Source organism: Streptomyces sp. PTL18, assembly GCF_059510295.1.
Genome location: NZ_JCAJZO010000047.1, coordinates 1 through 21812, shown reverse-complemented (window position 1 = coordinate 21812; position 21812 = coordinate 1). Strand labels below are relative to the sequence as shown.

Sequence of the window (21812 nt, the reverse complement as noted above, 5' to 3'; positions counted from 1 at the left end):
GCCAGCACCACGTAAATACCCGGACGAGCTCCGCGAGCGAGCCGTCCGTGAGGTCCGTACCACCGGCCGACGATCGCACATGTCACGAAGGACCTGGGCATCCACAAGGAGGCCTTGCGCGGCTGGGTCCGCCAGGCCGAGGCGGACACCGGCGAACGCGACGACCGGCTGACCACCGCCGAGCGGGAAGAGCTGAGGCAGCTCCGCAGGGAAAACGCTGAGTTGAAACGGGCGAACGAGATCTTGAAGGCCGCAAGCGCGTTTTTTGCGGCCGAACTCGACCGTCCCCGGACGAGGCCGACCAGGTGATCGAGCACCTCAGGGACAAGGGCCTCGGGGTCGGGTTCACCTGCCGGGTGCTGGAGCTGTCCGAGTCGGCGTACTACGCGCGCAAGAAGCGGCCGAAGTCCGCCCGCCGGCTGCGTGACGAGCAGCTCATGCCGCTGATCGAACAGCTCCATGCCGAGTCCGGCGGCACCTACGGCGTCCGCAGGATCACCCGCGCGCTGCGGCGCAAGGGCGTGCACGTGGCCCGCTTACTCCGCACTCGACTACGTGCCACCAGCCGAGTACGAACACGAGTACTGGCGGAACCTGGAGCAAGCCCCACAGTCCGCCTGAACCAAGGTCACCGGACTCTACGGAACCCGGGGCAGCTCACGGAGCCCAGCGCCCGCTGTCCTGTCGCTTACTGCTGATGGGCAGCTGGTTTCGCGAGAGTGAGTCCAGTCCACTGTTCCAGCGCCTCCGCGTGGCTGCCGACCGCCGTCGCCCTGGCAACCGTCGCAACTTCCTCCGGCGTCGGCTCACCATTGCGGGAGAGCAGAGCCAGTGGCCAGGCCGGGGTTTTCGAATGCTCACCGTCGAAGGGGTGCCAGTCCCAGGCCGCATCGAACCGCCAGACACGCCCGTTCCGGTCGGCTACCTCATCGCCTGGTTCAAGGAATGCGTACGGGCGGAAAAGCAGCTCGATGCGGATCGGTTCACCGCCAGCCGGATCGACCGCGTAAGCCTGGTCCTCAAGCTCGGGGTCATACGTGTCACCCTGCCGCAGGAGGTCGAGATAGGCTGCGGGCCGCGGCAGCATGCCGGTGACCCGGGGCGGATCGAAGTAATAGACCGCCTGGACGTGCACCACGGTCGCGGGGATCCCTACGAGGCATGTGTCACCCACCCTAACTACGGTCTCCGCCGGTTCCGTTCGGAAGATCTCCCACTCGCCGGCCTCAGGCGTTGGAAGCGCCCGCTGGCCGTTCCACCTGATGTTCTTGGCCTGCGGGTCCACCTCCAACCACGGCCATCGTACGGAAACGTAGTAGCGGGACACTTCGGTGACCGTGGCCTCGGTGAACGGGCACTCCAGCATCAGCACATCACCGGCCCGGTAGTCGTCAATCATGGACGCATTCTGCATGCCCCGCTGGCACGCGACCGAACGGTGTACCCGGGGCATCGGCCCGCGTCGCTGCCAACCTGATGACGGTTCCGCCTACCCCAAGTGATTCCGGAGCACTTCCCCAGGTCGAGCACGATCGCGGTGACGACTATCAATGCGAGGCACAGTCACCCGCGAGCGATCCCAGGTCAATAACGATCGGCCCGTGTTGAAAGGACTCCCGATGCCCTCATCCGCTGCGTCACGAATTACCACCACGACGCAAACACCCAGGTCAACAGCCCGCCTGACAAGCGAACTCAAGATAATCCAGCAGCAGGTCGGCCACGAGAGCGACAGCTCCCTGGCCATCTACACGCACGTCAGCGACGACTTCATGAACACTTCCCTGCACAAGGCACTGGCCCCGGCGTTCGCCGGGGTCCGATGAGGAGGGATCCGGCGATGGCCGCCAAGCTCGGCTACCACTGGCACCTGCGCAAGGTCATGGCTGACCGCGGGATGTTCTCCACCACCGATCTCATGCCTCCGCTCGCCGAACGCGGCATCACCCTGTCCTCGAGCCAGGTCTACCGGCTCGTCGTCGAGCGACCAGAGCGACTGAGCCTGAAGATCCTCATGGCCCTGCTCGACATCCTCGACTGCACCATGGACGACCTCATCGAGCCCATCGCGGTGGTCGGGGCCGTGAAGAAGCCGAAGAAGGCAGCCGTCGGCGGCACGGCCCCCGACGCGGAAGGACTCGGCGGGCTGCGGCCAAAGCGGGCTCGGATCAAGGGCGTTGACCGGTCGTGACCGCCACCGGCTCTCTCGAGCGCGCCGTCGCGGACCCGATCGGCCTGATCGCGGATCTGGTCGCGGATACCGAGGGCGACCTCGGTTTCGAGACCATCCGGGCCGTGGTCACCGCTGTCGCGGGCGGTCGTGCGAAGTCGCGGAACCTGGCCAAGTTCCTGGTGACGCGGCCCGCCGTCCTGACCGATGGCCGGTCCCCGGCGCCACGGGCCGTCGGCGATCTCCTCATCGCCCTTGGCAAGGCCGGCGCCTCGGCGATCTCGCCACCGGTCTGCGCTGATTGCGGGAAGGGGCTGCGAAGCCTGCAGCGGCAGGGCCAGGACTGGTACTGCTCGATCTGCATCAAGGAGACCAGCGAGTGCGCCGCCTGCGGCAACACCCAGTGCGTCACGTTCCGGGACCGCAGGGGCCTGCCCCGCTGTTCGATGTGTCCCGACCACGATGACCGTCACCCGGCCACGGTCATCCACGCGGTGATCAACGCGATCGCTCCGGGCGCCGATCGCGACGTGGTCGCCGAGGCTCTGCGCCGGTCGGCGCCCCACCGTCCCCACTATCGCCAGCGAGTGGTCTGGGCCCTGGAGGAGAACCCTCGCCTGCTGACCGGCGAGGCCCATCTCGCCCCGCACCGCGCCATCTTGCGGTTCATCGACCTTCTGCACGAGGCCGGTGTCGCCGGGATCGTCCGCCCGTCCTGCCCTCGCTGTCACCGAGTGGTTCGCATCGATAAGCCGCTCGACGGTCAGCGGGTCTGCCGCAACTGCATCGCCAAGTCCCGCATCGAGGAATGCGTACGCTGCGGAGCCCGCCGCGAGCCGGCCACCCGCGACGAGCAGGGGCGCCCGCTGTGTCCGAACTGCCTGGTCAACGACCCCGCGAACGTCGAGGTCTGCATAAACTGCGGCAAGCGGAAGCAAGTACAGAACCGCACCTCCAACGGTCCTCTCTGCTCGAACTGTTGCCCCCTGCCCGTCCTCGTCTGCTCGATCTGCGGCCGCACCGCACCCGGCACCCACTCCCGGCTGACCGGCCTGCCCCGCTGCGGCGGCTGCGACCGACGCCAGGCTCACTGCACCGCATGCGGACGGCTTCGAGGTGTCCACTCCGGGACCGCCGAAGCACCGGTCTGCGGCCCCTGCACCGCACCGGACGCCGAGCTCTGGCGCCCGTGTCCCACCTGCGGGGAAGCGGAACGACTGCGAGCCGCCGGCCCGTGCCCTCGCTGCACTCTCAGGCAACGGCTCCACGAGCTTCTCGCTGACGCCTCGGGCTCCATTCCCTCGAAGCTGCAGGCCCTCAACGAGGCCCTGGCCGAGACGGAACGGGCCAGCACGGCGATGCGCTGGCTGGCCGGCGGCATCGTCTCCACCGTTCTGTCCGATCTCGGATCCGGCCGTCGGCCCCTGACCCACGAGGCCCTGGACGCGCTCCCGGCGGGCAAGGTCGTCGAACACATCCGCAGCGTGCTCGTAGCCACCGGCACGCTGCCCCAGCGCGACGAGCAGATGGTCCGCCTGGAACGGCACGTGAACGATCTCGTCACCTCCCACACCACCGCCGAGGGACGGAAAATCCTGCACCGGTACGCAACCTGGCACCTCCTGCGGCGGCTCCGCCGCCGCAGCCGCGGCAACGACATCACGCACACCCAGCTCACCGTCGTCCGCCAGCATCTGCGGGCAGCCGTCCATCTCCTCGACTGGCTTGACGGCCATGGGCTGGCCCTCGCGACCTGCCGTCTGGCCGACCTTGAACGCTGGATGACCAGCGACGACGTCCGTCACCGCCGGGAGGCGGGCCACTTCGTGCGGTAGGCTCTCGCCCAGAAGATCGCACGCGATCTCAGCTTCCCGGCCGTCCGATGGAACGGCCCCACCCAGGTGATGGACGACGAGGCCCGCTGGGCCACCGCCCGCCGTCTGCTGCGCGACGACACTCTCAAGTCCGAAGACCGCTTCGCCGGCCTGCTGTTGCTCCTCCATGCCCAGTGGCCCGCGGCGATATCGCGGCTCACCGTCGACCACATCGAGGAGAGCGACGGAGCTGTCCGCATCCGCCTCGGCGCCGTCCCCGTCGACTTGCCCGGCCCGGTCGCTGAACTCGCCCTCCACCAGGTCGCGGTTCGCCGCAGCCATGCCGTCCTCGCCCGGACGGACTCGCCCTGGCTCTTCCCCGGCGGCCAGCCCGGCCGCCCGATCAGCGTCTGGGCCATGGGCGAACGGCTCCGCAAACTCGGCATCCGACTCGCCGAGACCCGGTCGACCGCCCTGTTCCAACTCGCCACCGAGCTACCCGCCGCAGTCCTCGCCCGCACCCTCGGCATCGACATCACCGTCGCCGTCAAATGGCAGCGAACCGCCGCCGGAGACTGGGCCTCCTACGCCGCCGATGTCAGCCGCCGTGTCCCGGAGAACCAATGAAGCTACCCATCACCATCCACCAAGCACGCCTCGGATCCGCGGAGTTCAAGGTCATCCGACCCGCTCGGCCCCTGGTCCACGCCGTGCTTATCGATCACGACCGATCAGGACGCAGCCCAGCGAATCGGCGGGCTATGGACACTCGCCGCCTCTTCACCGCGTTCGCTGGTCCACCTGCCGATGCGGGGGAACCGTGGCCCCTCCCACGGGCTCCCAGAAGACGGCACACGGCAGCTTGATCTCGTGTTGCTGCACCACTCGCTCCAGTTCGCACCCTCACGCTGGAAGGAAGTACGAGGACGGCTCGGCCCAGGACGTCCGCAGACCGTGACGCTGCCCGACCCAGGACACGCCGACGAAGCCGTGATTGAACACGAGGCACGGCACTACCGGGAAAGCCGAGATCTGTTTCACCAGCATCTCCACGCCGAGACCATGTTCATGACCGGCAGCGCGAAGGTGTTCAGGGACACCGCCCGGCACTTCTTCGACGTCGCCCGAAATGGCCCCGGATACGTCCCCGTCCATCCGAGCTACCCACACTTCTGCACCGAGCTCCACTCCAACGACGGCATTCTCGGCGACGCGCGCGAGATCCACATCGAGTACTGCGACCAGTGGGACTCATGACCCTGACCGACAGGACCCCGCCGACCATGACGTTCAACGATCACCTCCAGCATCTCGTCGAGAGGGCCCTCGCATCCATCCCGGCCGCCGACGCGCCAGCGACATCTACGCTGTCTCTTTCCTCATCGACAACGAGGACGACGACCCTCGTCAGCCGACTGTGACGATCCGCTACAACACTGAAACTCAGGCCCGCCGCAGCATCCAGGACGCCTCTGACCAGGCAGAAGCCCGCTGGAACTACGCTTTCTGGATCCAGAACGAGCTGACTGTGGTCGGCAACCTGACCAGCGACCCCGCCGGGGCCACAGCTTGCCAGGAGTGGATCACCGAACTCGGACTTTGGTACGCCGAGCCGACCGACCTCGTCGACTGGGGTTCAGTCATCGGGCCACTTGCCGCGCAGATCGCGGCCCGCTTCAGCCAGACCTGCTGCCAGCTCGCCCGAACCCTCCATACGACCGGCGTCATCGAAAGATCTGTCGGCCGAACCGTGCCGGTGATCGTCCACGAGTTGGAGTGCTACGAGGCGATCGCCCGGCAGACCGAGGCCGCCAACCCGCTAGGTCTCGCCGATGAGTTCACCTCATGGGTCCGCCAGGGCTGAGGCATTCGGACAGTTCCAATACCCGACTCCACCATTAGCCTCGCGATTTCGCTTGGGGTTGGTGGCTGCCGAGGCGAAAACGCGAAAGTGCCTTCCTGGCCTGGGACGATGAACCTTGCTGAGGGGTTCTGTCGGTCCAGGCGGCACTTTCTACGTGCAGGGTATCGGGTTGCGTCCCAAGATCTATGTCAGTGCCGATGGTTTGGGGGTGGTCGGTCATGCCGGGACACGGTTGCTGGCGGATCTTGCCGATGCCACGGGGCTGACCGCCGCGTACTCCACCGCGCTCAGGCCGTTGCGGCCACGCGGGACCGGGCATGATCCAGGACGGATCACCACCGACCTGGCGGTGATGCTCGCCGACGGTGGCGAGGCATTTGCGGACCTGGCCGTACTGCGGGACCAGGCCGAAGTGTTCGGCTCGGTTGCCTCGACACCGACGGCCTGGCGGCTGCTCGTCGACATGGACGAGCAGGCACTTGCTTCACTGCGTTCGGCCCGCGCTTCGGCTCGGGAAGTCGCTTGGCTGCAGGCTTCACCGAGTGGACCGCCGCCCGGGTCTGGGCGAAGCTGCACCGCCTCATCCTCGACGATCTGGGCTCGCGCGGAGGGCTGGACTGGTCACGCTGCGCGATCGACTCGGTGAACATCCGAGCCCTGAAAGGGGGGATCTGACAGGTCCGAATCCTGTAGACCGGGGCAAAAAGGGCTCGAAGATCCACTTAATACTGAGCGGACCGGTTTACCCCTCTCGATCGGGATCTCCGGCGCGAACCTGCACGACAGCCAGGCGCTCGAGCCGCTCGTGCGTGGCATCCCGCCGATCCGCTCCCGCCGCGGCCCGCGCCGACGGCGGCCCGCCAAGCTGCACGCGGACAAGGGCTACGACTACGACCACCTGCGCCGATGGCTCCGCAAGCGAGGCATCCGGCACCGCATCGCCCGCAAGGGCATCGAGTCCTCCACCCGGCTTGGCCGACACCGCTGGACGATCAAGCGCACGATGTCCTGGCTGGCCGGCTGCACCGCCGCTACGAGCGCAAGGCCGAACACTTTCTGGCCTTCACCGCCATCGCCTGCAGCCTCATCTGCTACCGCAGACTCGCCAAATGAGACGAGGTCTTAGGCGCTTGAGGTGTCTACGCGGTCACAGCACTATGCTGGTCGCGTGGCAACCGCGCTCTCCACCTCGCGACGCTGCCGCCCCATGGAAGCCGCATATCCCGACCACCGCAGGAAGCCGTTGGGGCGGGGAACGGCCGAGTACAACGTCTCGTGGGCGTCGAGTAGTGTCCTGGCGTGTCCATGACTCCCATGCCCCAGTCGCCGCACCAGACGCCCCTCTTCCCCTGGGGCACCCCGCCCCCTGCTCCGCCGGAGAAGAGCCGCGTAGGCGTCATGGCCGCGATCATCGGCGGGATCTTCTTCCTGATCGTCGTGCTCCTGGCAACGCTGGTGCTGGTAGGGAAGAAGGTCGAGAACAGCTATCCCCGCGCTGAGTTCTCCCTGACCGTGCCGCGGGCACTCCTCGACGGCCGTTTCAAGCTGACCAGGGACGAATCCCAAACTGCGGGCCGGACGCTGCAGAGGAGCTGGAGGCACAGCTGGGACTCCGAGGCTGTCCACGGCGTCGTCGCCGTGTACCATCCGGACAGCGGCGAACGGGGCGAATTCGTCGTGACTGGCATGTACGGCCGGTTCAAGAACACCGATGAGGTGCGCTCCCGCGTGCTGGCAGACAACGGCTCCAAGTACACCCGGGTGAAGGTGCTTGTGCCGCCGGAAAATGTCACTCCGTCCGGCTCCCGCATCCAAATCAACTGCGAAGTGGTGACCCGGACCTGGGCCGACGGATCAACGCTCACCTACCCCGTCTGCGCCTGGGCGGACAGCAACACCTGGGCCCGCGTGGCGGACATGACCCTCCTGACCTCGATGAATGTCGACCTGAAGGCCGCCGCCAGGACCACCCTCCAGATCCGGTCCGAGATGCTCAAGCCGATCAGGTGACCGTCCCGCAGCGCAAGTCCGGTCGCAATTCACCAGGCAAGGCCACGCTCCTTCGCGGGATTCCTCACTCCACAGCGGCCTCATTCCAGGAGGCCCGCGATTTCCGTCGGTTGGCCACGGAGGAACCGACGAAATACGGCGCGTGGGGTGGCGAAATGCACGGGGCGGGTCAGCGGGCCGGATGGCCGCCGCGTGTTCGTCGGCGCTTGCGCCGCGCTGGGTTCCCAGACTGGGAACGCAGGATCTGCTTGGGAATCTTGGGCCGTTCCTGGAAGGTGAACTCTGTGGCCAACGCCAGGACCCGGCGGGTCTCCTCGGTCGTGGTGGAGGGCTGATTGCGCTGCTGAGCGTGGCCGTGGACGGCTGGGTATCCGATGCTGGAACTGATGACCCTGGTGGAGACTGGCACTCGTGCTCTGATCGGCACCGTGTTCGGTGCTCCCAGCGACGGGGAGACCTCCTACGCCCGCAGGCTCCTGCACCACCTGGGCCCCGGCATGCTGGTCCTGTGGGACAAGGGTTTCGACGCCAACGCCTTCCTCGCCGCCGTGCACGACACCGGAGCCAGGTTCCTGGGCCGGCTGCGCGCCAACCGACGCACCCCGGTCCTGAGCCGACTCACGGATGGCTCCTACCTCTCGGTCATCGGCACCGTCCCGGTACGCGTCGTGGAAGCGCAGATCACCGTGACCTATGACGACTGCTCGTTCACCAACTCCTATCGGCTGGTCACGACGCTGACCGATGCTCGTCGTTACCCCGCCCCGGCCCTCGTTGCCCTTTACCACCAGCGGTGGGAGCACGAGTCAGCGTATTTTGCTCTGCGTCACACGATCACAGACGGCCGGGTCCTGCGTTCAGGTGACCCGGTCGGGGTCGAGCAGGAGATGTGGGCCATGCTCGCCCTCTACCAGGCACTTCGGACCATGATGGTGGAGGCAGCCGAGTCCCGGCCGGGCACCGACCCGGACCGCTGCGGCTTCACGACAGCCATCCAGACCGCCCGTGACCTCGTGGTCCAGGCCGCCGACGTCATCAAGCCCGGCGCCCGTGGCACCCGCACCACCGGCGTCATCGGCAACCGGGTCCTGGCCGGGCTCCTCCCGCACCGGCGCCCCCGCATCAGCACCCGAAAAGTCAGGTCATCGGTCTCCCGGTACGCCGAACGCCAAGACGACGGCCGCCCCGACACAAGCCGCCTGATCACCGGCCTTGACGTCACCATCCTCGAACCGGATCCCGACTGCCCACCGTCTCGCACGACGATCGGCACACACCGGCCGCCGACCGGCGCAGACAGCGCGTCCTGGACCTCCTTCACGCAGAACCCGACCGCCAGTGGCACACCCGCGACCTCGCCCGCCACCTCGGCGACATCACCCTCAGCACGATGTACCGACAGCTCGACAGATGGGCCGCAAACGAACTCATCACCAAGACGGGCCCCGCCACCTACAGCAGCCCGAGAACTCGCTCAACCCTCTTGCCACCAGAGGAAATACGCTGAGGGCTTGCCGGGAAACAAGCCGTCGCTTCCGGCCCTGTGGATCGTTGTTGTGGTATGGGGAGTCCGGAGGGGATCGAGGCGGCACTGGCCGCGAAGTTCGGGACGCTGTTCCCGCATCTCGATGAGCGGCAGCGGCGGCTGGCCATAGGAGCAGAAGCACGGTCGCTGGGCCATGGAGGCATCAGGCTCGTCGCTCGTGCGGCCGGAGTCCGGGAGGGCACCGTGTCGCGCGGGGTGACGGAACTGGAGTCCGGCGAGGCGCCGTTGGGGCGGGTGCGCCGGTCCGGTGGGGGCCGCAAGCGTGCGGTGGACCTGGATCTGGGCCTTCGGCCGGCGTTGCTGGCCTTGGTGGAACCGGATGTACGCGGGGACCCGATGTCGCCGCTGCGCTGGACGACGAAGTCGACCCGGCAACTGGCTGCCGAGCTGACCCGGCAGGGACACCGGGTCTCGGCGGACACCGTGGCGGCCGTGCTGCGCGAGGAGGGCTTCAGTCTCCAGAGCAACGCCAAGACCATCGAGGGTGCCCAACACCCGGACCGGGATGCGCAGTTCCGCTATATCAACGACCAGGCCAAGGACTTCCAGGCCGCCGGAGACCCGGTGATCAGCGTGGACACCAAAAAGAAGGAGTTGGTCGGCAACTACAAGAACGCCGGCCACGAGTGGCGTCGCGAAGGCGATCCAGTCCGGGTTCGCACCCACGACTTTCCCGATGCCGATCTGGGCAAGGCGATCCCCTACGGGATCTACGACCTGACCGCGGACACGGGCTGGGTCAACGTCGGCACCGACCATGACACCGCAGCCTTCGCCGTCGCCTCCGTCCGCCGCTGGTGGCACGCGGTCGGGCGCGACACCTACCCGCGCTCGCACCGTCTGCTGATCACTGCGGACGCGGGCGGTTCCAACGGCTACCGCACCCGGGCCTGGAAGTTCGAGCTGGCCGCGCTGGCTGTCGAGACCGGCCTGGAGATCACCGTGTGTCACTTTCCTCCGGGCACATCTAAGTGGAACCGAATCGAGCACCGACTGTTCTCCCACATCACGATGAACTGGCGGGGCAGGCCGCTGACCAGCCATGAAGTCATCGTGAACAGCATTGCAGCGACCACCACACGCACGGGACTGAGAGTCCGCGCCGAACTTGACACCACCCTCTACGAGACCGGCGTCCGCATCAGTGACGGGCAGCTGAACGCCCTGCCACTGAGCCGCCATGACTGGCACGGCGACTGGAACTACACCCTCCAGCCCCAGGAACACCGCCGGGACGGCGTCCTTCCGATCCCGCCCCAGAACGAAGCCGGCCCCGGCCGCGACTGGCTGACCCATCCTGCCCTCACCGGCATCCCGCACGAGCAGTGGGACTCGCTGGTCACCGAGTTGGCAGCGGCCCGCGCGGCCCAGCGGGAAGCACACCTCCAGCAGCGACGCGGCGGCGACCGGCAGAAGACCCCCGCAGCCGGCCTCTACACCGGACGACGCCCCGGCCTCACCCTCGTCGACCGGCTCCTGGCCACCATCCTCTACCAAAGGTTCAAGCTTCCCCAGGTCGTCATCGCCCCGCTCTTCACTGTGACACCCGTGACCCTCAACCGGGCCATCAGCCAAACCCGCCGGCTCCTCCACGACATCGGACACGCCATCGAACCCGCCGAGACACACCTGGCCACACTCGACGACCTCACCGACCTCGCCACACACCTCGGCGTCCCCGCACCAGAGATCAAGACGGCGAGTTATTGATCGGCACGCCCTGACTACCCGGCCTTGGGTCAAGGCCCGTGGACGGCGGGGCCGGTCCCCTGACGGGCCCCGGGACGGCCAGGCGCAGCACGGCGGTCCCGGGCAAGCAAACCGACACCAACCCGGCACATCGCACGCTGCTGCTGACGAGGTGGTTCAGCAGGTCGTCCAGGTCCGGCCGACCGGAGGCGCCCTCGTGCCACTCGTCGATGTCCTGCGCGGCGCTGGGGTCGAGGTGAACGGTGGCCGTGTAGTACACGTCGTTGTTCGCTTCGAGCGCGGCCACACGGGCCGACCGAATACTGCTCGATGAAGCGCTCCAGCTTCTTGTAGTTGACCTGGAGCTACGTCTTCTCGGTGGTCTCGAGGGTCGGGGTCACGCGAGATGGTTCCTTCCTGCAGGGCTGCGGCCGGACTCAGCCGCACCCTTCGGCTCGGCGTGCGCCCGCATCGACCCGAGGTGCGCTGCGCGTGGTTGAGGGGCCCCGGCCCGGATGGGGGTTCAGCAGGCAGGCCATGACCAACTTGTCCGAACAAGTTTGATCGTGGTTCTTCCGCTCGATGACCGCGACCGGTACCTATGTCGTGTTCATGGCACACAGCCGGGCTGTGACGTCATCACCCCTCACAGCACCCTCACCAACGGGACGAGGTACACGAATGCAACGGCGCTGGAGCTCCCTCGGCGGGCTACTCACTCTTCTTGGCGCACTGACCGTCGCCGCTCCCGCCCCCGCCCAGGCGGCGGGGAGCAGCGGCAACCTGATCGTCAACGGCGACGCGGAGGCCGGCGGCTACTGCACCGGCGACTGGGGCGCGGCCACCACCGTGCCCGGCTGGACGACCGAGGCCGGCGGTCCGAACGCCATGTGCTACACCGCCGGGTCCTTCGGGCTGCCCAGCGACGGCCATGCGCCCGGCAAGGCCTTCTTCGGGCCCGGCAACTTCGGGGACGGCGCGATGACGCAGACCGTGGACGTCGCTTCTGCGGCCTCGGCCATCGACGGCGGCGGGGTGAACTACAACGTCTCCGGCTGGCTCGGCGGCTGGACCGTCTACAGCGGCAATGTCGCGGTCAGCCTGCACTTCCACGACGCGAACGGCCGCCCGATCGGCGCGACCGCCAAGCTGCCCACCGTCTCCGCGAGCGACCGCGGCCTGGCCACCAAGTTCCTCTCCCGCAGCGCCACCGGCTCGGTCCCCGCCGGGACCCGGTCCATCCAGGTCGAGGTGCAGTTCCTGTCGACGTCCCACGAGGCCGGCTACCTGGACAACCTCTCGCTCACCCTGAGCACCCCGGTCACCGCGCCGGCCCCGCTCGCCCCGCCCGCGTCGAGCGTGCCCGGCTACGACCACGTGTTCACGGTCATGATGGAGAACACCGACTACTCCCAGATCATGAACGACCCGGCGGACACGCCCTACATGCACAGCCTGATGTCCCAGGGCGCGACGCTGACCGACGCGCACGGCGTCTACCACCCGAGCGACGAGAACTACCTCGCCATCGCCGGCGGCGACACCTACACCAAGGGCGCCACGTACTGGCCCAACATCAACTCCCCCGAGCGCAACCTGGGCGACACCCTGGAGGAGGCCGGCAAGAGCTGGAAGGCCTACGAGCAGGGCATGGGCACGCCCTGCAACACCAACAAGAACAACGACAGCTACTACGAACCCGACGACGCGCCGTTCATCAACTACACCGACATCAGCGGCAACGCCTCCCGTTGCGCGGCGCACCTGTTCGACACCTCGCAGCTCACCACCGACCTGCAGTCGGCCTCGACCACCCCGAACTTCTCCTGGATCGCTGCCGACGACTACTACGACGGCGAGGCCTCCGGCAACGGCAACTCCACCAGCCTGAAGACGCAGGACGGCTGGCTGAAGCAGACCCTCGCCCCGGTGCTGGCCTCGCCCGCCTGGACCCAGCAGCGCTCGCTGCTCGTCCTGACCTGGGACGAGAGCGAGAGCGAGGGGTACAACCACGTGGCCACCGTCGTCCTCGGCTCGCAGGGCACCGTCCCGGCAGGGACCAGTAGCCCGACCCACTACGACCACTACGGCATCGGCCGCACCATCGAGGCAGCCCTCGGTCTGCCCGGCCTGACCGCCAACGACACCTACGCGACGCCGTTGAACGCCGCCTTCACACCGTCCAGCGCCAAGACGCCGACGCTCACCGGCGACCTGAACGCGGTCGCGGACGGCGGCAACGTCACCGTGCGGTACTCGCTGCCGAACTCCGCGCAGGCAAGCGCCAAGAACTGGATCGGTGTCTACCCGGCGGGCGTCACCCCCGGCCAGCAGTCCTCGCTGACCTGGGCTTACGCCCCGAACGCCAGCGGCGCGCTGACCTTCTCCACCGGCAAGCTCAATGGCGCGGGCAAGTACGACGTGTACTACCTCGCCAACGACGGCTACTCGGTGCTGGCCGGGCCGTTCTCCCTGACCGTCGGCTGATCCGCCGGTAGCGCTCACGGGCCCGCGCGCTCCGCCCCGGGAGTGTCCAATCGTCGGGTCTGGCCCGTAGTCGGTGGTGACGGTCAGTAGCCATCAGCGGTCATGATCTCGTGATGGATGTCAACTCGCCTTGTGAACACGGTGTTTTCGGGATTGTCGGCATTGCTTGTCGAGGACGTGGCGGACGGCGGGGACGCGGTCGTGGTCGCAGCTCGCACGCTGGACGCGGGGGTGCCGTGTCCAGTGTGCGGGGCGCTGACTGCGAGGGTGCACGGGTATCACCGCCGGACGGTGGCGGACGTGCCGGTCGACGGTCGGCAGGTCGTCGTCCGCCTGTGGGTGCGGCGGCTGGTCTGTCCGGTTCTGGGCTGTGGACGGCAGACCTTCCGTGAGCAGGTTCCCGGGCTGCTGGAACGCCACCAGCGCAGGACGGTGCGACAGATTAGGCAGATCGCCGAAGTGGCACGGGAGTTATGCGGCCGGGCGGCCGCACGTCTCTCTGGCCGGCTGGCCATGCCGGTCTCCCGTACCACCATGCTCAGGTGGCTGTGGCGCCTGCCGGCGCCCGAAGCCCCGGTCCCCGCGGTGATCGGAGTGGATGACTTCGCGCTGCGGCGCCGTCACCGCTACGCCACGATCATCACCGATGCCGTCACCGGCCGGCGCATCGAGGTCCTGCCCGGCCGGGCCGCCGGTCCCCTGGAAGCCTGGCTGCGCGAACATCCCGGCATCACGACGGTTTGCCGGGACGGCTCAGCCACCTACGCCGAAGCCATCCGCCGCGCCCTGCCCGACGCGGTGCAGGTCAGCGACCGCTGGCACGTGTGGCGCAACCTGTGCGACAAGGTCCAGCTCGAACCGCGCCGCGGCGCTGCCCCACCTGCACAGCTTCGCCAACGGCCTCGAACTCGACCGCTGAGCCGTCGAGGCCGGCCTCACCCTGGCCTACCACAACGGCCGCACCGAAGGCGTCAACACCAGAACGAAACGGATCACGAGACAGATGCACGGCCGCGCCGGATTCGACCTCCGCCACCGCATCCTCCTGTGCTGACAGCTACTGACCGCCACCACCGACTACGGGCCAGACCCCGGCCCGGCTCTTCTCTGGGAGGCCAGGCCGGGGCGGGGCGCCCCAGGGGAAGAGGGGTGTCCGATACGGCGACTGTGGCGAGGGGGGCATGGACACGCCAGCACGGTATCCGACGCTGACGAGAACCGATTCGGAGCCCTCCGGCGGATGTCGTCCATCCGCCCACCCGTCCGCGCCCCCAGGGCAGTCGACTCAGTGGACCGTCGACTCGAACATATGTTCGCATGTGCGGTCCGCTACATCGGCCGATGCCTGGCCGCGGAGCGAGATGGCTCATGGCGCAGTCCCGCGCGTACGGCTGCGGTGGCCGCGCCGCGGAACATGCGGTCGATTTCTTCGGCGGGTTCGGTGAATCCACCGCGGACCCAGGTGTGGATGGCGGTGGTGAGCATACCGGCGACCATGGCGGCGAGCAGTGGGGGTGAAACCGCCGGGGCGGTGTCAGCGGCCAGCCGTTCGGTGAGCCGTTCGGTGAGCATGGTGGTGAGTTCGTCCTGCAGGGCGTTCATGAACAGGCTCAGGCCGCGGCCGCGGGCGAGGACCTGGTACAGGTCGGCCTGGGCGCTGATGTGGCGCAGCAGTGCGAGGCTGGGCAGGGGCAGCGCGTCCGCGGGGGCAGCGGTTGTGTCCGTGCCGAGTCCGGCGAGCATGCGCTGAACGCCGTCGGCGAGGAGGTCGTCCTTGTCGGTGAAGTGGGCGTAGAAGGTGGATCGCCCGATGTTGGCGCGGTCGGCGATCTCCTGAACGGTGATGCTGTCGTAGCGCTTCAGTCGCATCAGTTCGAGCATGGCCGCCATGAGCATCTGCCGGGTCCGCAGTGACCGGCGGTCAGTCTTGGTCTGGCGCATCCGAGGCCTTCTTCCCGGACAGTTCGGCGCTGATGTCCGGTAGCGGACGGCGCAGCGGGTCTGTGGCTTGACGGGGGTCCATGCGGCCGAACGATACTCCGTTACCAGACAGACGTCCATTAGAGGACGGCCGTCTGGTGCTCGGCACCAGGCAACCGAAGGAGTGCACATGAGCAGGTTGGTCGCGCATCCACCGCCGTCGGCCCGCCCCACCGGCGAACCGATGGTGCGGGTCAGGGAAGCGAGGAGGACGTATCAGGTGGGTGCGGCGGTGTTCGAGGCGCTGCGCGGCGTCGATGTGACCGTCAGGGCGGGCGAGTTCGCAGCGATTGTGGGCCGCTCCGGGTCGGGCAAGTCGACCCTGCTGAACCTCGTCGCGGGCATCGACCGGCCGACCAGCGGGCGTGTGGTGGTGGCCGGAACCGATCTCTCGGAGCTGAACGAGAACCGGCTGGCCGCCTGGCGCGGGCGCACCGTCGGGGTCGTATTCCAGTTCTTCCAACTCCTGCCCAACCTGACCGTCGCAGAGAACGTGATGCTGCCGATGGAACTAGCCGGCGGCGTACCTGCCGGGCTGCGGCGAACCCGCGCGCTGGAGCTTCTCGACCGTGTCGGCATCGCGTCCCTCGCCGACAAACTTCCCGCCATGATGTCCGGGGGCGAGCAGCAGCGCGCGGCGATCGCCCGGGCCCTCGCCAACAACCCGCCCGTGCTGGTGGCCGACGAACCCACCGGCAACCTCGACGCGGCCACCGGCGACGCCGTGCTGGAACTGCTCACCGGCCTCGCCGCCAGCGGTACCTGCGTGCTGATGGTCACCCACGAACGCGACATCACCGCGCGGGTGCCACGCACCATCACCCTCGCCGACGGGCGGATCGTCCGTGACACCGAGGCCGTGCCATGCTGAACGTCCGTTCCCGCAAGGCCCTGCGCGACCTGCGACGGCAGTGGGGCCGGGCTGTCATGGTGGTCGTGGCCATGACGCTTGGGGTGGCCGCCACGACCGCGATCGCGACGAGTTGGTTCGTCGCCGAGCGTGAGCAGCGCGCCGCTTACCTCGGCGCCAACCCGGCCTCGGCGACGCTCGTCGTCGACCGCCTCACCCCGCGGGCGCTCGCGGCAGTTCGCGCCACGCCGGGCGTGGCCACCGCCGACACCGTCGTCGACGCCTCCGACGCCCGGGTACGCCTGCCCGGCGGCACGTGGGTGGGCCTCGACCTGTCAGCGCGAACCGACTACGGATCCGCCTCGATCGCCCGGCTCACCCCGCGGACGGGCGCCTGGCCTCCCCCGTCCGGCAAGATCGTCATCGAACGTTCGTCGCTGCCGCTGCTGGCGACCGAGGCGGGGGGCACCGTCCAGGTGCAACTGCCGGGTTCGGCGGTGCACACCCTGAAGGTCGCCGGCACCGTCAGCGACCCCAGCCGGGCACCCGGCTGGATCGAGGGCGCCGCGTACGGCTTCGTGACCGCCGACAGCCTCGCCAGGCTCGGCTTCACCGCGACGCCGCACCAGCTTCGCCTGCTCGTCGGCGGTGACCGGCTCGACCGGAGCCACGTCGAGGCAGTCACCGCCTCGGTGACCGCGCGCCTGACGGCGGCCGGAGCCCGCGTCACCCGCGCCGAGGTACCCCACCCCGGCGAGCATCCGCACCAGGCCATCATGGACGGCATGCTCGCGCTGGAGCTGCTCTTCGGCGGGCTCACCCTGGCACTCAGCGCGCTGCTGACCATCACGGTGGTCTCGGCGCTGCTGTCCGGCCAGGTGCGCCAGATCGGCACGCTCAAAGCGGTCGGTGCCCGCACCGGCCAGATCCTGGGCGGCTACACCACGATGGTGGTCCTGCTGGCCGTGCCCGCCTCTCTGACCGGGTGGACGCTGGGACGGCTCGCCGGGTTGGGCTACGCCGACTTCGTCGCCATGTTCATGAACTTCGACGTAGCCCACCGCGGCATGCCGGGATGGCTGGTCGCCACACAGCTCGCGGCGGGGCTCGCCGTGCCGGTACTGACCATGGGCGCCGTGCTCCTGAAAGCGACCCGGATCACCGCCGTACGGGCGATGCGCGACGATGGCGGGGTTCGCACCGCCGGGCCGGCCGCCGCCCGCGTCGCCGCCACACTGTCAGCCCGCGGCCGGCTGCCCAGGCTGCCGCTGCTGGGCGTCCGCAACGCCTTCCGGCGCCGCGGCCGGCTCCTGCTGGCGGCCAGCGCCCTTTCCCTTGCCGGTGGCATCTTCATGGCGGCCGGCAACCTCACCGTCGGACTGGAGGAGACGTTCGTCAAAGGCGAGATCGCCGCCGAACCCTACGACGTGACCACCCTCGTCGATCGCCCGTACCCGGTGGACCGGTTCACCGCGGCCCGCGCCGTTCCCGGGGTGTCACGACTGGAGGGTTGGCTCGGCACCACCGCCACCGTCGGCGCCGACGAATCCATCGACCTGGCCGGAGTCGACGTCGGCAGCCGGCTGCTGCGCCTGCCAATGCTCGACGGCCGTCCTCTGACCGTCGGCCATCGGGGTGAGATCGTCATCAGCCAGGGACTCGCCAAGGAAGACGCCGCCGCCCGCGTTGGCGCCGACCTCACTCTCGACATCGCGGGCAGGGAGACCACCTGGCGCGTCGTCGGGATCGCGATGAAGATCGGCTATGGACACGCCTGGGTGTCCCGCGACGACCTGGCCGACGCACTCGGAGCTCCCGGCACAGCCAACACCGTCCGCGTCGTCACCACCGGCCACGACCCGTCCACCGTCGCCGCCGCACAGAGCGGCGTCGAGCGGGCCCTCGGCGGCTCCGGAATGACCGTCGTCCGCAGCACCACACTGGCCGACACGCGAACAGTGCTGGAAAGACACAAGGTGATCTTCAATGTGCTCCTCAACCTGATGACGGTGCTCAGCGTCGTGGTCGGCGGAATGGGGCTTGCGATCACCTTGACGGTGTCCGTCGTCGAGCGCACCCGCGAGATCGGCGTGCTGCGCGCCATCGGCTCAACGACGGCAAGGCTGCTCACGCTCGTCGGCATGGAGGCGGCTGCGATCGGCGCGGTCAGCTGGGTCCTCGCGCTGGCACTGGCCGGTCCGGCGACCGTGGTGTTCGACCGGCTCTTCGGCCACCTGCTGTTCAACGCACCCGTCGCCTTCGCCGTCAACGGCTGGACGGTCGCGGCCTGGCTCGCCATCGTCACCGTCTTCTGCGGCCTCGCCGGCATCGTGCCCGCCCGGCGCGCAGCGGCTATGACCGTCAGCAGCACCCTCGCCTACGAATAGCCTCCGAGCCCCGTGGGCCCCGGTCCACTGGGCATACCCGAACGATTGGATGACGCCCGTGTCCCACAACTCCCCCACCCCCCGCGGCCGACGCATCGTGATCAGGACAGCGGTGATCACCGCACTGGTCCTCGGCATCGGCCTCGGCGCCCACTTCCTCATCCACGCCGTCATAGCTCTGCACACGCACTGACGCCCACGCTACGGACGCCACCGACCCGGCTTGGCACCGTTGCCGAACAGATTCGCCGCAGCGTCCGGGAGCGGGCACCGCGGCGGATCTGTCCTTCGGCCAGGCGCCCGCTCGGCGTCGCATATTCGTGAGGCAACCTCCTTGTAGGGAGCAATCGTTGTGAAAGGTGCGGCGCACATGACGCCTGGACCACGGCCGACATCCCCCCGCTGACCGGGCACACAGTGGTCGTCACCGGGGCCGGCGGAGGGATCGGGCTCCACACCGCCCTTGAACTGGCCCGCCGCGGCGCCCACACCATCCTCACCGGCCGGGACCCTGAGAAGGTCAAGGCGGCCACGGAGCTCATCCAAGACGAGACCAGTCCCGGAACGCGGGTCGAGGCGGCGACCCCGCAGCGCGTGGTGGACCAGCAGAAACGCGAAGATCTCCTGTTCGACGGCGCGAGGGTCTCCAGGACCGGCAGCACCACGGTGCTGCGGACCCGCCCCCGGCAGGTCTGCGCCGCCCGCCTTCGCCGCCCGCCACAGGTCGAGACCGCAAAAGCCCCGTTCGGCGAGGACGAGCATTGCCAGGACGAAGTAGACCACCACCCGTGCCGGCAGCAACCGCGTCCGCTGCTCGACCCTGCCGCACTCGGCAACCACCTCATCGACCAGGTCCGGCGGAAACGCCGCATCAGCACCCCGACGCGATCCGGTCCGAGAACCGACCAACCCCGACGACTTCACCTGACCCGGCCTTGGCACAACCCATCCGACGACCAGACCCCAACAAAGTCACCGGTATTGCCTCTAGCTCTGATGTCCGCGCGGACTGCACAATCGGTGATCCAGCGCGACGCCCTCAGCGTCCGCATGGCCCCGGGGGTGGTGTGTGTCACTGAGCGCCAGACGACTGCGCAGAACGGCGGAGCAGGAGAGCATGGCCGCCATCCAGCACATGCGGGGCCGGCGGCCCCGGCAGGCGCTGGAGAGCAGCCGCGCGGCGGAGGCCGCGGTCCGGCGATTGCGGCAGACCGAGCCCGACGACACACAGCATGTGCTGGTGCTCGCCTCGATCCTCTACAACCAGGCGATGATCCAGGCCATGAACGGCGCCGTCGCCGACGGCATCCTGGCCGCCCGCAGCGCTGTCGAGGCCTACGAGTCCTTGATCCCCGGTGTCGGCCCCTGGGAGGCCGCTGCGTCCGTCGCGCTCCGGTCCGCCGGGGGCTTCCTGCACGGGCCGCCGGACGGCGGCGTGCCTGTCCACGAGACGGCCCTGGAGGCGGCCGATGCCAAGGCCCGCCTGTGCGGCCTGCTGGCCGAGGCCTACGGCGAGCAGGCCCTGACGGAGGTGCGCCGTCTGGGCGAGGAGGCTGTCGCCGTGTATGAGGCGGTCGCCCATGTGCTGCCGGAGCACGAGGCCGGACTGCGCCGGGTGCGGTCCCTGTGCGCGGCGGCCCTGGACGCTGCGGAACCCGAGCAGGAGCTGCAGGAGGTCTCGCACCTGCGGGGCCTGGCGCGCTTCCGGGTGCCGGCGCACTGGGCGGTGCTGGCCGCCGACGGCGCTACGACCGCTGACGCCCCGCGCATCGGACGGTTGTCCGTACGGGCCAGGATCGCCGGCGCGGACCCGGCCCTGCACGGCACCCCCGGCACGGCCTTGGACAACGGCTGCACCCTGCGCAGCACGGACACCGAGGCACCCCTGCCGAACCGCCCCGCCCGGCGGATACGGCAGTGGGAACTGGTCCAGCCGCTGGCCGACCAGGTCCGGGTGGTGACCTTCACCTTCGACTACGACGCCGCGGGGGGCCACGCCAAGGCGCTCGCCGTGTTGGAGCGCGAGGTCCCGGCGGTCGTGCTCGGCCCCTGAGGTTCCGGCCGACAGGGGCTACAGGGGGTGGAGACAGCGACCGGGACCTGGGGCGAGCGCGCCCTCCAACGTCTGCAGCAGACGAGCCCCGTTGCCCCGCCCGAGCCGCCGTCGGCCGCTCCCCGCGAGCGCTGCGGCCAGCCCATCACCGGCGAGCCCGGCATCCGCTACTTCTGCGGGTGGTTTGGGGGCCGCGTCGGCTGCGAGGGCGGTGAGGAAGGCCAGGGCGAGCATGGCGAGCTGATGTGCCGGTGCCACGAGGTCCAGTGCCCGACCTGGTGGTGGTCGAGTCCGACCTGGCTCTTGGCGGCTTGGAAGCCTCGCATGCGGAGCCATCGGCGCAGGTGGTCGTAGTCGTAGCCCTTGTCCGCGTGCAGCTTGGCGGGCCGCCGTCGGCGCGGGCCGCGGCGGGAGCGGATCGGCGCGATGCCACGCACGAGCGGCTCGAGCGCCTGGCTGTCGTGCAGGTTCGCGCCGGAGATCCCGATCGAGAGGGGTAAACCGGTCCGCTCGGTGATCAAGTGGATCTTGGAGCCCTTTTTGCCCCGGTCTACAGGATTCGGACCTGTCAGGTCCCCCCTTTCACCGCTCGCATGTTCACCGAGTCGATCGCGCAGCGTGACCAGTCCAGCTCTCCGCGCGAGCCCAGATCGTCGAGGATGAGGCGGTGCAGCTTCGCCCGGACCCGGGCGGCGGTCCACTCGGTGAAGCGCCGGTGCGCGGTCGGCCCCGAGGGGCCGAAGACCGGCGGCAACTGCCGCCAGGTGCAGCCCGTCGTGGCCACGAAGATGATCGCAGCCAGCACCTCGCGTTCCCCGTACCGGCGCCGGCCGCCGCCCTGCGGCCGCGATGGAGCGGGGGGACCACCCGCTGGAACAGCTCCCACAACCCGTCCGGCACCATGCGCTCGGCCATCACCACACGGTGCAGATTACCCAGCACTCCAAATGAGACGACGTCTA

General features: G+C 68.9%; 18 protein-coding genes and 6 pseudogenes. 19 read left to right on the top strand and 5 right to left on the bottom strand.

Translation table 11 applies throughout. From position 1 onward, the window contains the following. The first annotated feature begins 114 nt into the window (after positions 1-114). The gene (locus AC5WS8_RS37445; protein ID WP_496107953.1) at positions 115-309 is read left to right on the top strand and encodes a transposase; all 195 of its coding nucleotides are present in this window, start codon (positions 115-117) and stop codon (positions 307-309) included. Continuing rightward, complete coding sequence (locus AC5WS8_RS37440; RefSeq protein WP_496107952.1) at positions 306-698, top strand: IS3 family transposase; 393 nt, start codon at positions 306-308, stop codon at positions 696-698. The genes AC5WS8_RS37445 and AC5WS8_RS37440 overlap by 4 nt, the downstream gene beginning before the upstream one ends. Here AC5WS8_RS37440 and AC5WS8_RS37435 read toward each other — a convergent pair. Then, positions 689-1399: a hypothetical protein gene (locus AC5WS8_RS37435; RefSeq protein WP_496107951.1), complete on the bottom strand. Its 711-nt coding sequence runs from the start codon at positions 1397-1399 to the stop codon at positions 689-691. The two genes, AC5WS8_RS37440 and AC5WS8_RS37435, sit on opposite strands and share 10 nt — an antisense overlap. A gap of 441 nt (positions 1400-1840) precedes the next feature. Between AC5WS8_RS37435 and AC5WS8_RS37430 the strand changes: the two genes are divergently transcribed. The 10 genes and pseudogenes from AC5WS8_RS37430 (at position 1841) to AC5WS8_RS37385 (ending at position 11114) form a co-directional block, all read left to right on the top strand. Continuing rightward, on the top strand, positions 1841-2191 hold the full coding sequence (locus tag AC5WS8_RS37430; protein WP_496107950.1) for a helix-turn-helix domain-containing protein: 351 nt from the start codon (positions 1841-1843) through the stop codon (positions 2189-2191). Then, positions 2188-4005: a site-specific integrase gene (locus tag AC5WS8_RS37425; RefSeq protein ID WP_496107949.1), complete on the top strand. Its 1818-nt coding sequence runs from the start codon at positions 2188-2190 to the stop codon at positions 4003-4005. The genes AC5WS8_RS37430 and AC5WS8_RS37425 overlap by 4 nt, the downstream gene beginning before the upstream one ends. 69 nt (positions 4006-4074) lie before the next feature. Beyond that, the gene (locus tag AC5WS8_RS37420; protein ID WP_496107948.1) at positions 4075-4611 is read left to right on the top strand and encodes a hypothetical protein; all 537 of its coding nucleotides are present in this window, start codon (positions 4075-4077) and stop codon (positions 4609-4611) included. Positions 4612-4938: 327 nt separating this feature from the next. Beyond that, the gene (locus AC5WS8_RS37415; protein ID WP_496107947.1) at positions 4939-5241 is read left to right on the top strand and encodes a hypothetical protein; all 303 of its coding nucleotides are present in this window, start codon (positions 4939-4941) and stop codon (positions 5239-5241) included. Positions 5242-5401: 160 nt separating this feature from the next. Continuing rightward, positions 5402-5848, top strand: a complete 447-nt coding sequence (locus AC5WS8_RS37410) for a hypothetical protein (protein WP_496107946.1) — start codon at positions 5402-5404, stop codon at positions 5846-5848. 118 nt (positions 5849-5966) lie between these two features. After that, positions 5967-6380: pseudogene (locus tag AC5WS8_RS37405) on the top strand (transposase); the annotation flags it as partial. After that, positions 6281-6961, top strand: a pseudogene (locus tag AC5WS8_RS37400) (IS5 family transposase); the annotation flags it as partial. The pseudogenes AC5WS8_RS37405 and AC5WS8_RS37400, both read left to right, overlap by 100 nt. Before the next feature lie 285 nt (positions 6962-7246). Beyond that, positions 7247-7858 carry a hypothetical protein gene (locus tag AC5WS8_RS37395; protein ID WP_496107945.1) on the top strand — a complete coding sequence of 204 codons (612 nt, stop codon included), beginning with the start codon at positions 7247-7249 and terminating at the stop codon, positions 7856-7858. A 374-nt stretch (positions 7859-8232) separates the two neighbouring features. Next, positions 8233-9513, top strand: a complete 1281-nt coding sequence (locus AC5WS8_RS37390; protein WP_496107944.1) for a transposase — start codon at positions 8233-8235, stop codon at positions 9511-9513. Beyond that, positions 9420-11114: an ISAzo13 family transposase gene (locus tag AC5WS8_RS37385; protein WP_496107943.1), complete on the top strand. Its 1695-nt coding sequence runs from the start codon at positions 9420-9422 to the stop codon at positions 11112-11114. Before AC5WS8_RS37390 ends, AC5WS8_RS37385 begins: the two co-directional genes overlap by 94 nt. Here the strand turns inward: AC5WS8_RS37385 and AC5WS8_RS37380 are convergent. After that, positions 11095-11400 carry a hypothetical protein gene (locus AC5WS8_RS37380; RefSeq protein WP_496107942.1) on the bottom strand — a complete coding sequence of 102 codons (306 nt, stop codon included), beginning with the start codon at positions 11398-11400 and terminating at the stop codon, positions 11095-11097. The two genes, AC5WS8_RS37385 and AC5WS8_RS37380, sit on opposite strands and share 20 nt — an antisense overlap. 374 nt (positions 11401-11774) lie before the next feature. On the opposite strand from AC5WS8_RS37380, the gene AC5WS8_RS37375 reads away from it, so the two are divergent. After that, positions 11775-13580 carry an alkaline phosphatase family protein gene (locus AC5WS8_RS37375; RefSeq protein ID WP_496107941.1) on the top strand — a complete coding sequence of 602 codons (1806 nt, stop codon included), beginning with the start codon at positions 11775-11777 and terminating at the stop codon, positions 13578-13580. Between the two features lie 117 nt (positions 13581-13697). Then, a pseudogene (locus AC5WS8_RS37370) lies at positions 13698-14456 on the top strand (ISL3 family transposase); the annotation flags it as partial. 453 nt (positions 14457-14909) lie between these two features. On the opposite strand, the gene AC5WS8_RS37365 reads toward AC5WS8_RS37370, so the two are convergent. Further along, positions 14910-15521, bottom strand: a complete 612-nt coding sequence (locus AC5WS8_RS37365) for a TetR/AcrR family transcriptional regulator (protein WP_496107940.1) — start codon at positions 15519-15521, stop codon at positions 14910-14912. Between the two features lie 169 nt (positions 15522-15690). On the opposite strand from AC5WS8_RS37365, the gene AC5WS8_RS37360 reads away from it, so the two are divergent. From AC5WS8_RS37360 to AC5WS8_RS37345, 4 genes and pseudogenes are all read left to right on the top strand, one after another. Continuing rightward, complete coding sequence (locus AC5WS8_RS37360; RefSeq protein ID WP_496107939.1) at positions 15691-16431, top strand: ABC transporter ATP-binding protein; 741 nt, start codon at positions 15691-15693, stop codon at positions 16429-16431. Next, positions 16425-18797 carry an ABC transporter permease gene (locus tag AC5WS8_RS37355; RefSeq protein WP_496107938.1) on the top strand — a complete coding sequence of 791 codons (2373 nt, stop codon included), beginning with the start codon at positions 16425-16427 and terminating at the stop codon, positions 18795-18797. The genes AC5WS8_RS37360 and AC5WS8_RS37355 overlap by 7 nt, the downstream gene beginning before the upstream one ends. A gap of 58 nt (positions 18798-18855) precedes the next feature. After that, a complete protein-coding gene (locus tag AC5WS8_RS37350) occupies positions 18856-18990 on the top strand; it encodes a hypothetical protein (RefSeq protein ID WP_496107937.1) in 135 nt (44 codons plus the stop codon). 224 nt (positions 18991-19214) lie between these two features. Next, a pseudogene (locus AC5WS8_RS37345) lies at positions 19215-19319 on the top strand (SDR family NAD(P)-dependent oxidoreductase); the annotation flags it as partial. Positions 19320-19547: 228 nt separating this feature from the next. Here AC5WS8_RS37345 and AC5WS8_RS37340 read toward each other — a convergent pair. Continuing rightward, positions 19548-19721, bottom strand: a pseudogene (locus AC5WS8_RS37340) (transposase domain-containing protein); the annotation flags it as partial. Between the two features lie 193 nt (positions 19722-19914). Between AC5WS8_RS37340 and AC5WS8_RS37335 the strand changes: the two are divergent. Next, positions 19915-20850 (top strand): hypothetical protein, encoded by a 936-nt coding sequence (locus tag AC5WS8_RS37335; RefSeq protein WP_496107936.1) that lies wholly within the window; start codon positions 19915-19917, stop codon positions 20848-20850. A 284-nt stretch (positions 20851-21134) separates the two neighbouring features. Here the strand turns inward: AC5WS8_RS37335 and AC5WS8_RS37330 are convergent. Continuing rightward, positions 21135-21765 (bottom strand): annotated as a pseudogene (locus AC5WS8_RS37330) (IS5 family transposase); the annotation flags it as partial. Positions 21766-21812 lie beyond the last annotated feature (47 nt).

Excerpts from the sequence above, each read along its gene's own strand:
- AC5WS8_RS37435 (WP_496107951.1), bottom strand. The coding sequence starts at position 1,399 with ATGATTGACGACTACCGGGCCGGTGATGTGCTGATGCTGGAGTGCCCG.
- AC5WS8_RS37430 (WP_496107950.1), top strand. The coding sequence starts at position 1,841 with ATGGCCGCCAAGCTCGGCTACCACTGGCACCTGCGCAAGGTCATGGCT.
- AC5WS8_RS37420 (WP_496107948.1), top strand. The coding sequence starts at position 4,075 with ATGGACGACGAGGCCCGCTGGGCCACCGCCCGCCGTCTGCTGCGCGAC.
- AC5WS8_RS37395 (WP_496107945.1), top strand. The coding sequence starts at position 7,247 with ATGGCCGCGATCATCGGCGGGATCTTCTTCCTGATCGTCGTGCTCCTG.
- AC5WS8_RS37390 (WP_496107944.1), top strand. The coding sequence starts at position 8,233 with ATGCTGGAACTGATGACCCTGGTGGAGACTGGCACTCGTGCTCTGATC.
- AC5WS8_RS37385 (WP_496107943.1), top strand. The coding sequence starts at position 9,420 with ATGGGGAGTCCGGAGGGGATCGAGGCGGCACTGGCCGCGAAGTTCGGG.
- AC5WS8_RS37375 (WP_496107941.1), top strand. The coding sequence starts at position 11,775 with ATGCAACGGCGCTGGAGCTCCCTCGGCGGGCTACTCACTCTTCTTGGC.
- AC5WS8_RS37365 (WP_496107940.1), bottom strand. The coding sequence starts at position 15,521 with ATGCGCCAGACCAAGACTGACCGCCGGTCACTGCGGACCCGGCAGATG.
- AC5WS8_RS37360 (WP_496107939.1), top strand. The coding sequence starts at position 15,691 with ATGAGCAGGTTGGTCGCGCATCCACCGCCGTCGGCCCGCCCCACCGGC.
- AC5WS8_RS37355 (WP_496107938.1), top strand. The coding sequence starts at position 16,425 with ATGCTGAACGTCCGTTCCCGCAAGGCCCTGCGCGACCTGCGACGGCAG.
- AC5WS8_RS37335 (WP_496107936.1), top strand. The coding sequence starts at position 19,915 with ATGGCCGCCATCCAGCACATGCGGGGCCGGCGGCCCCGGCAGGCGCTG.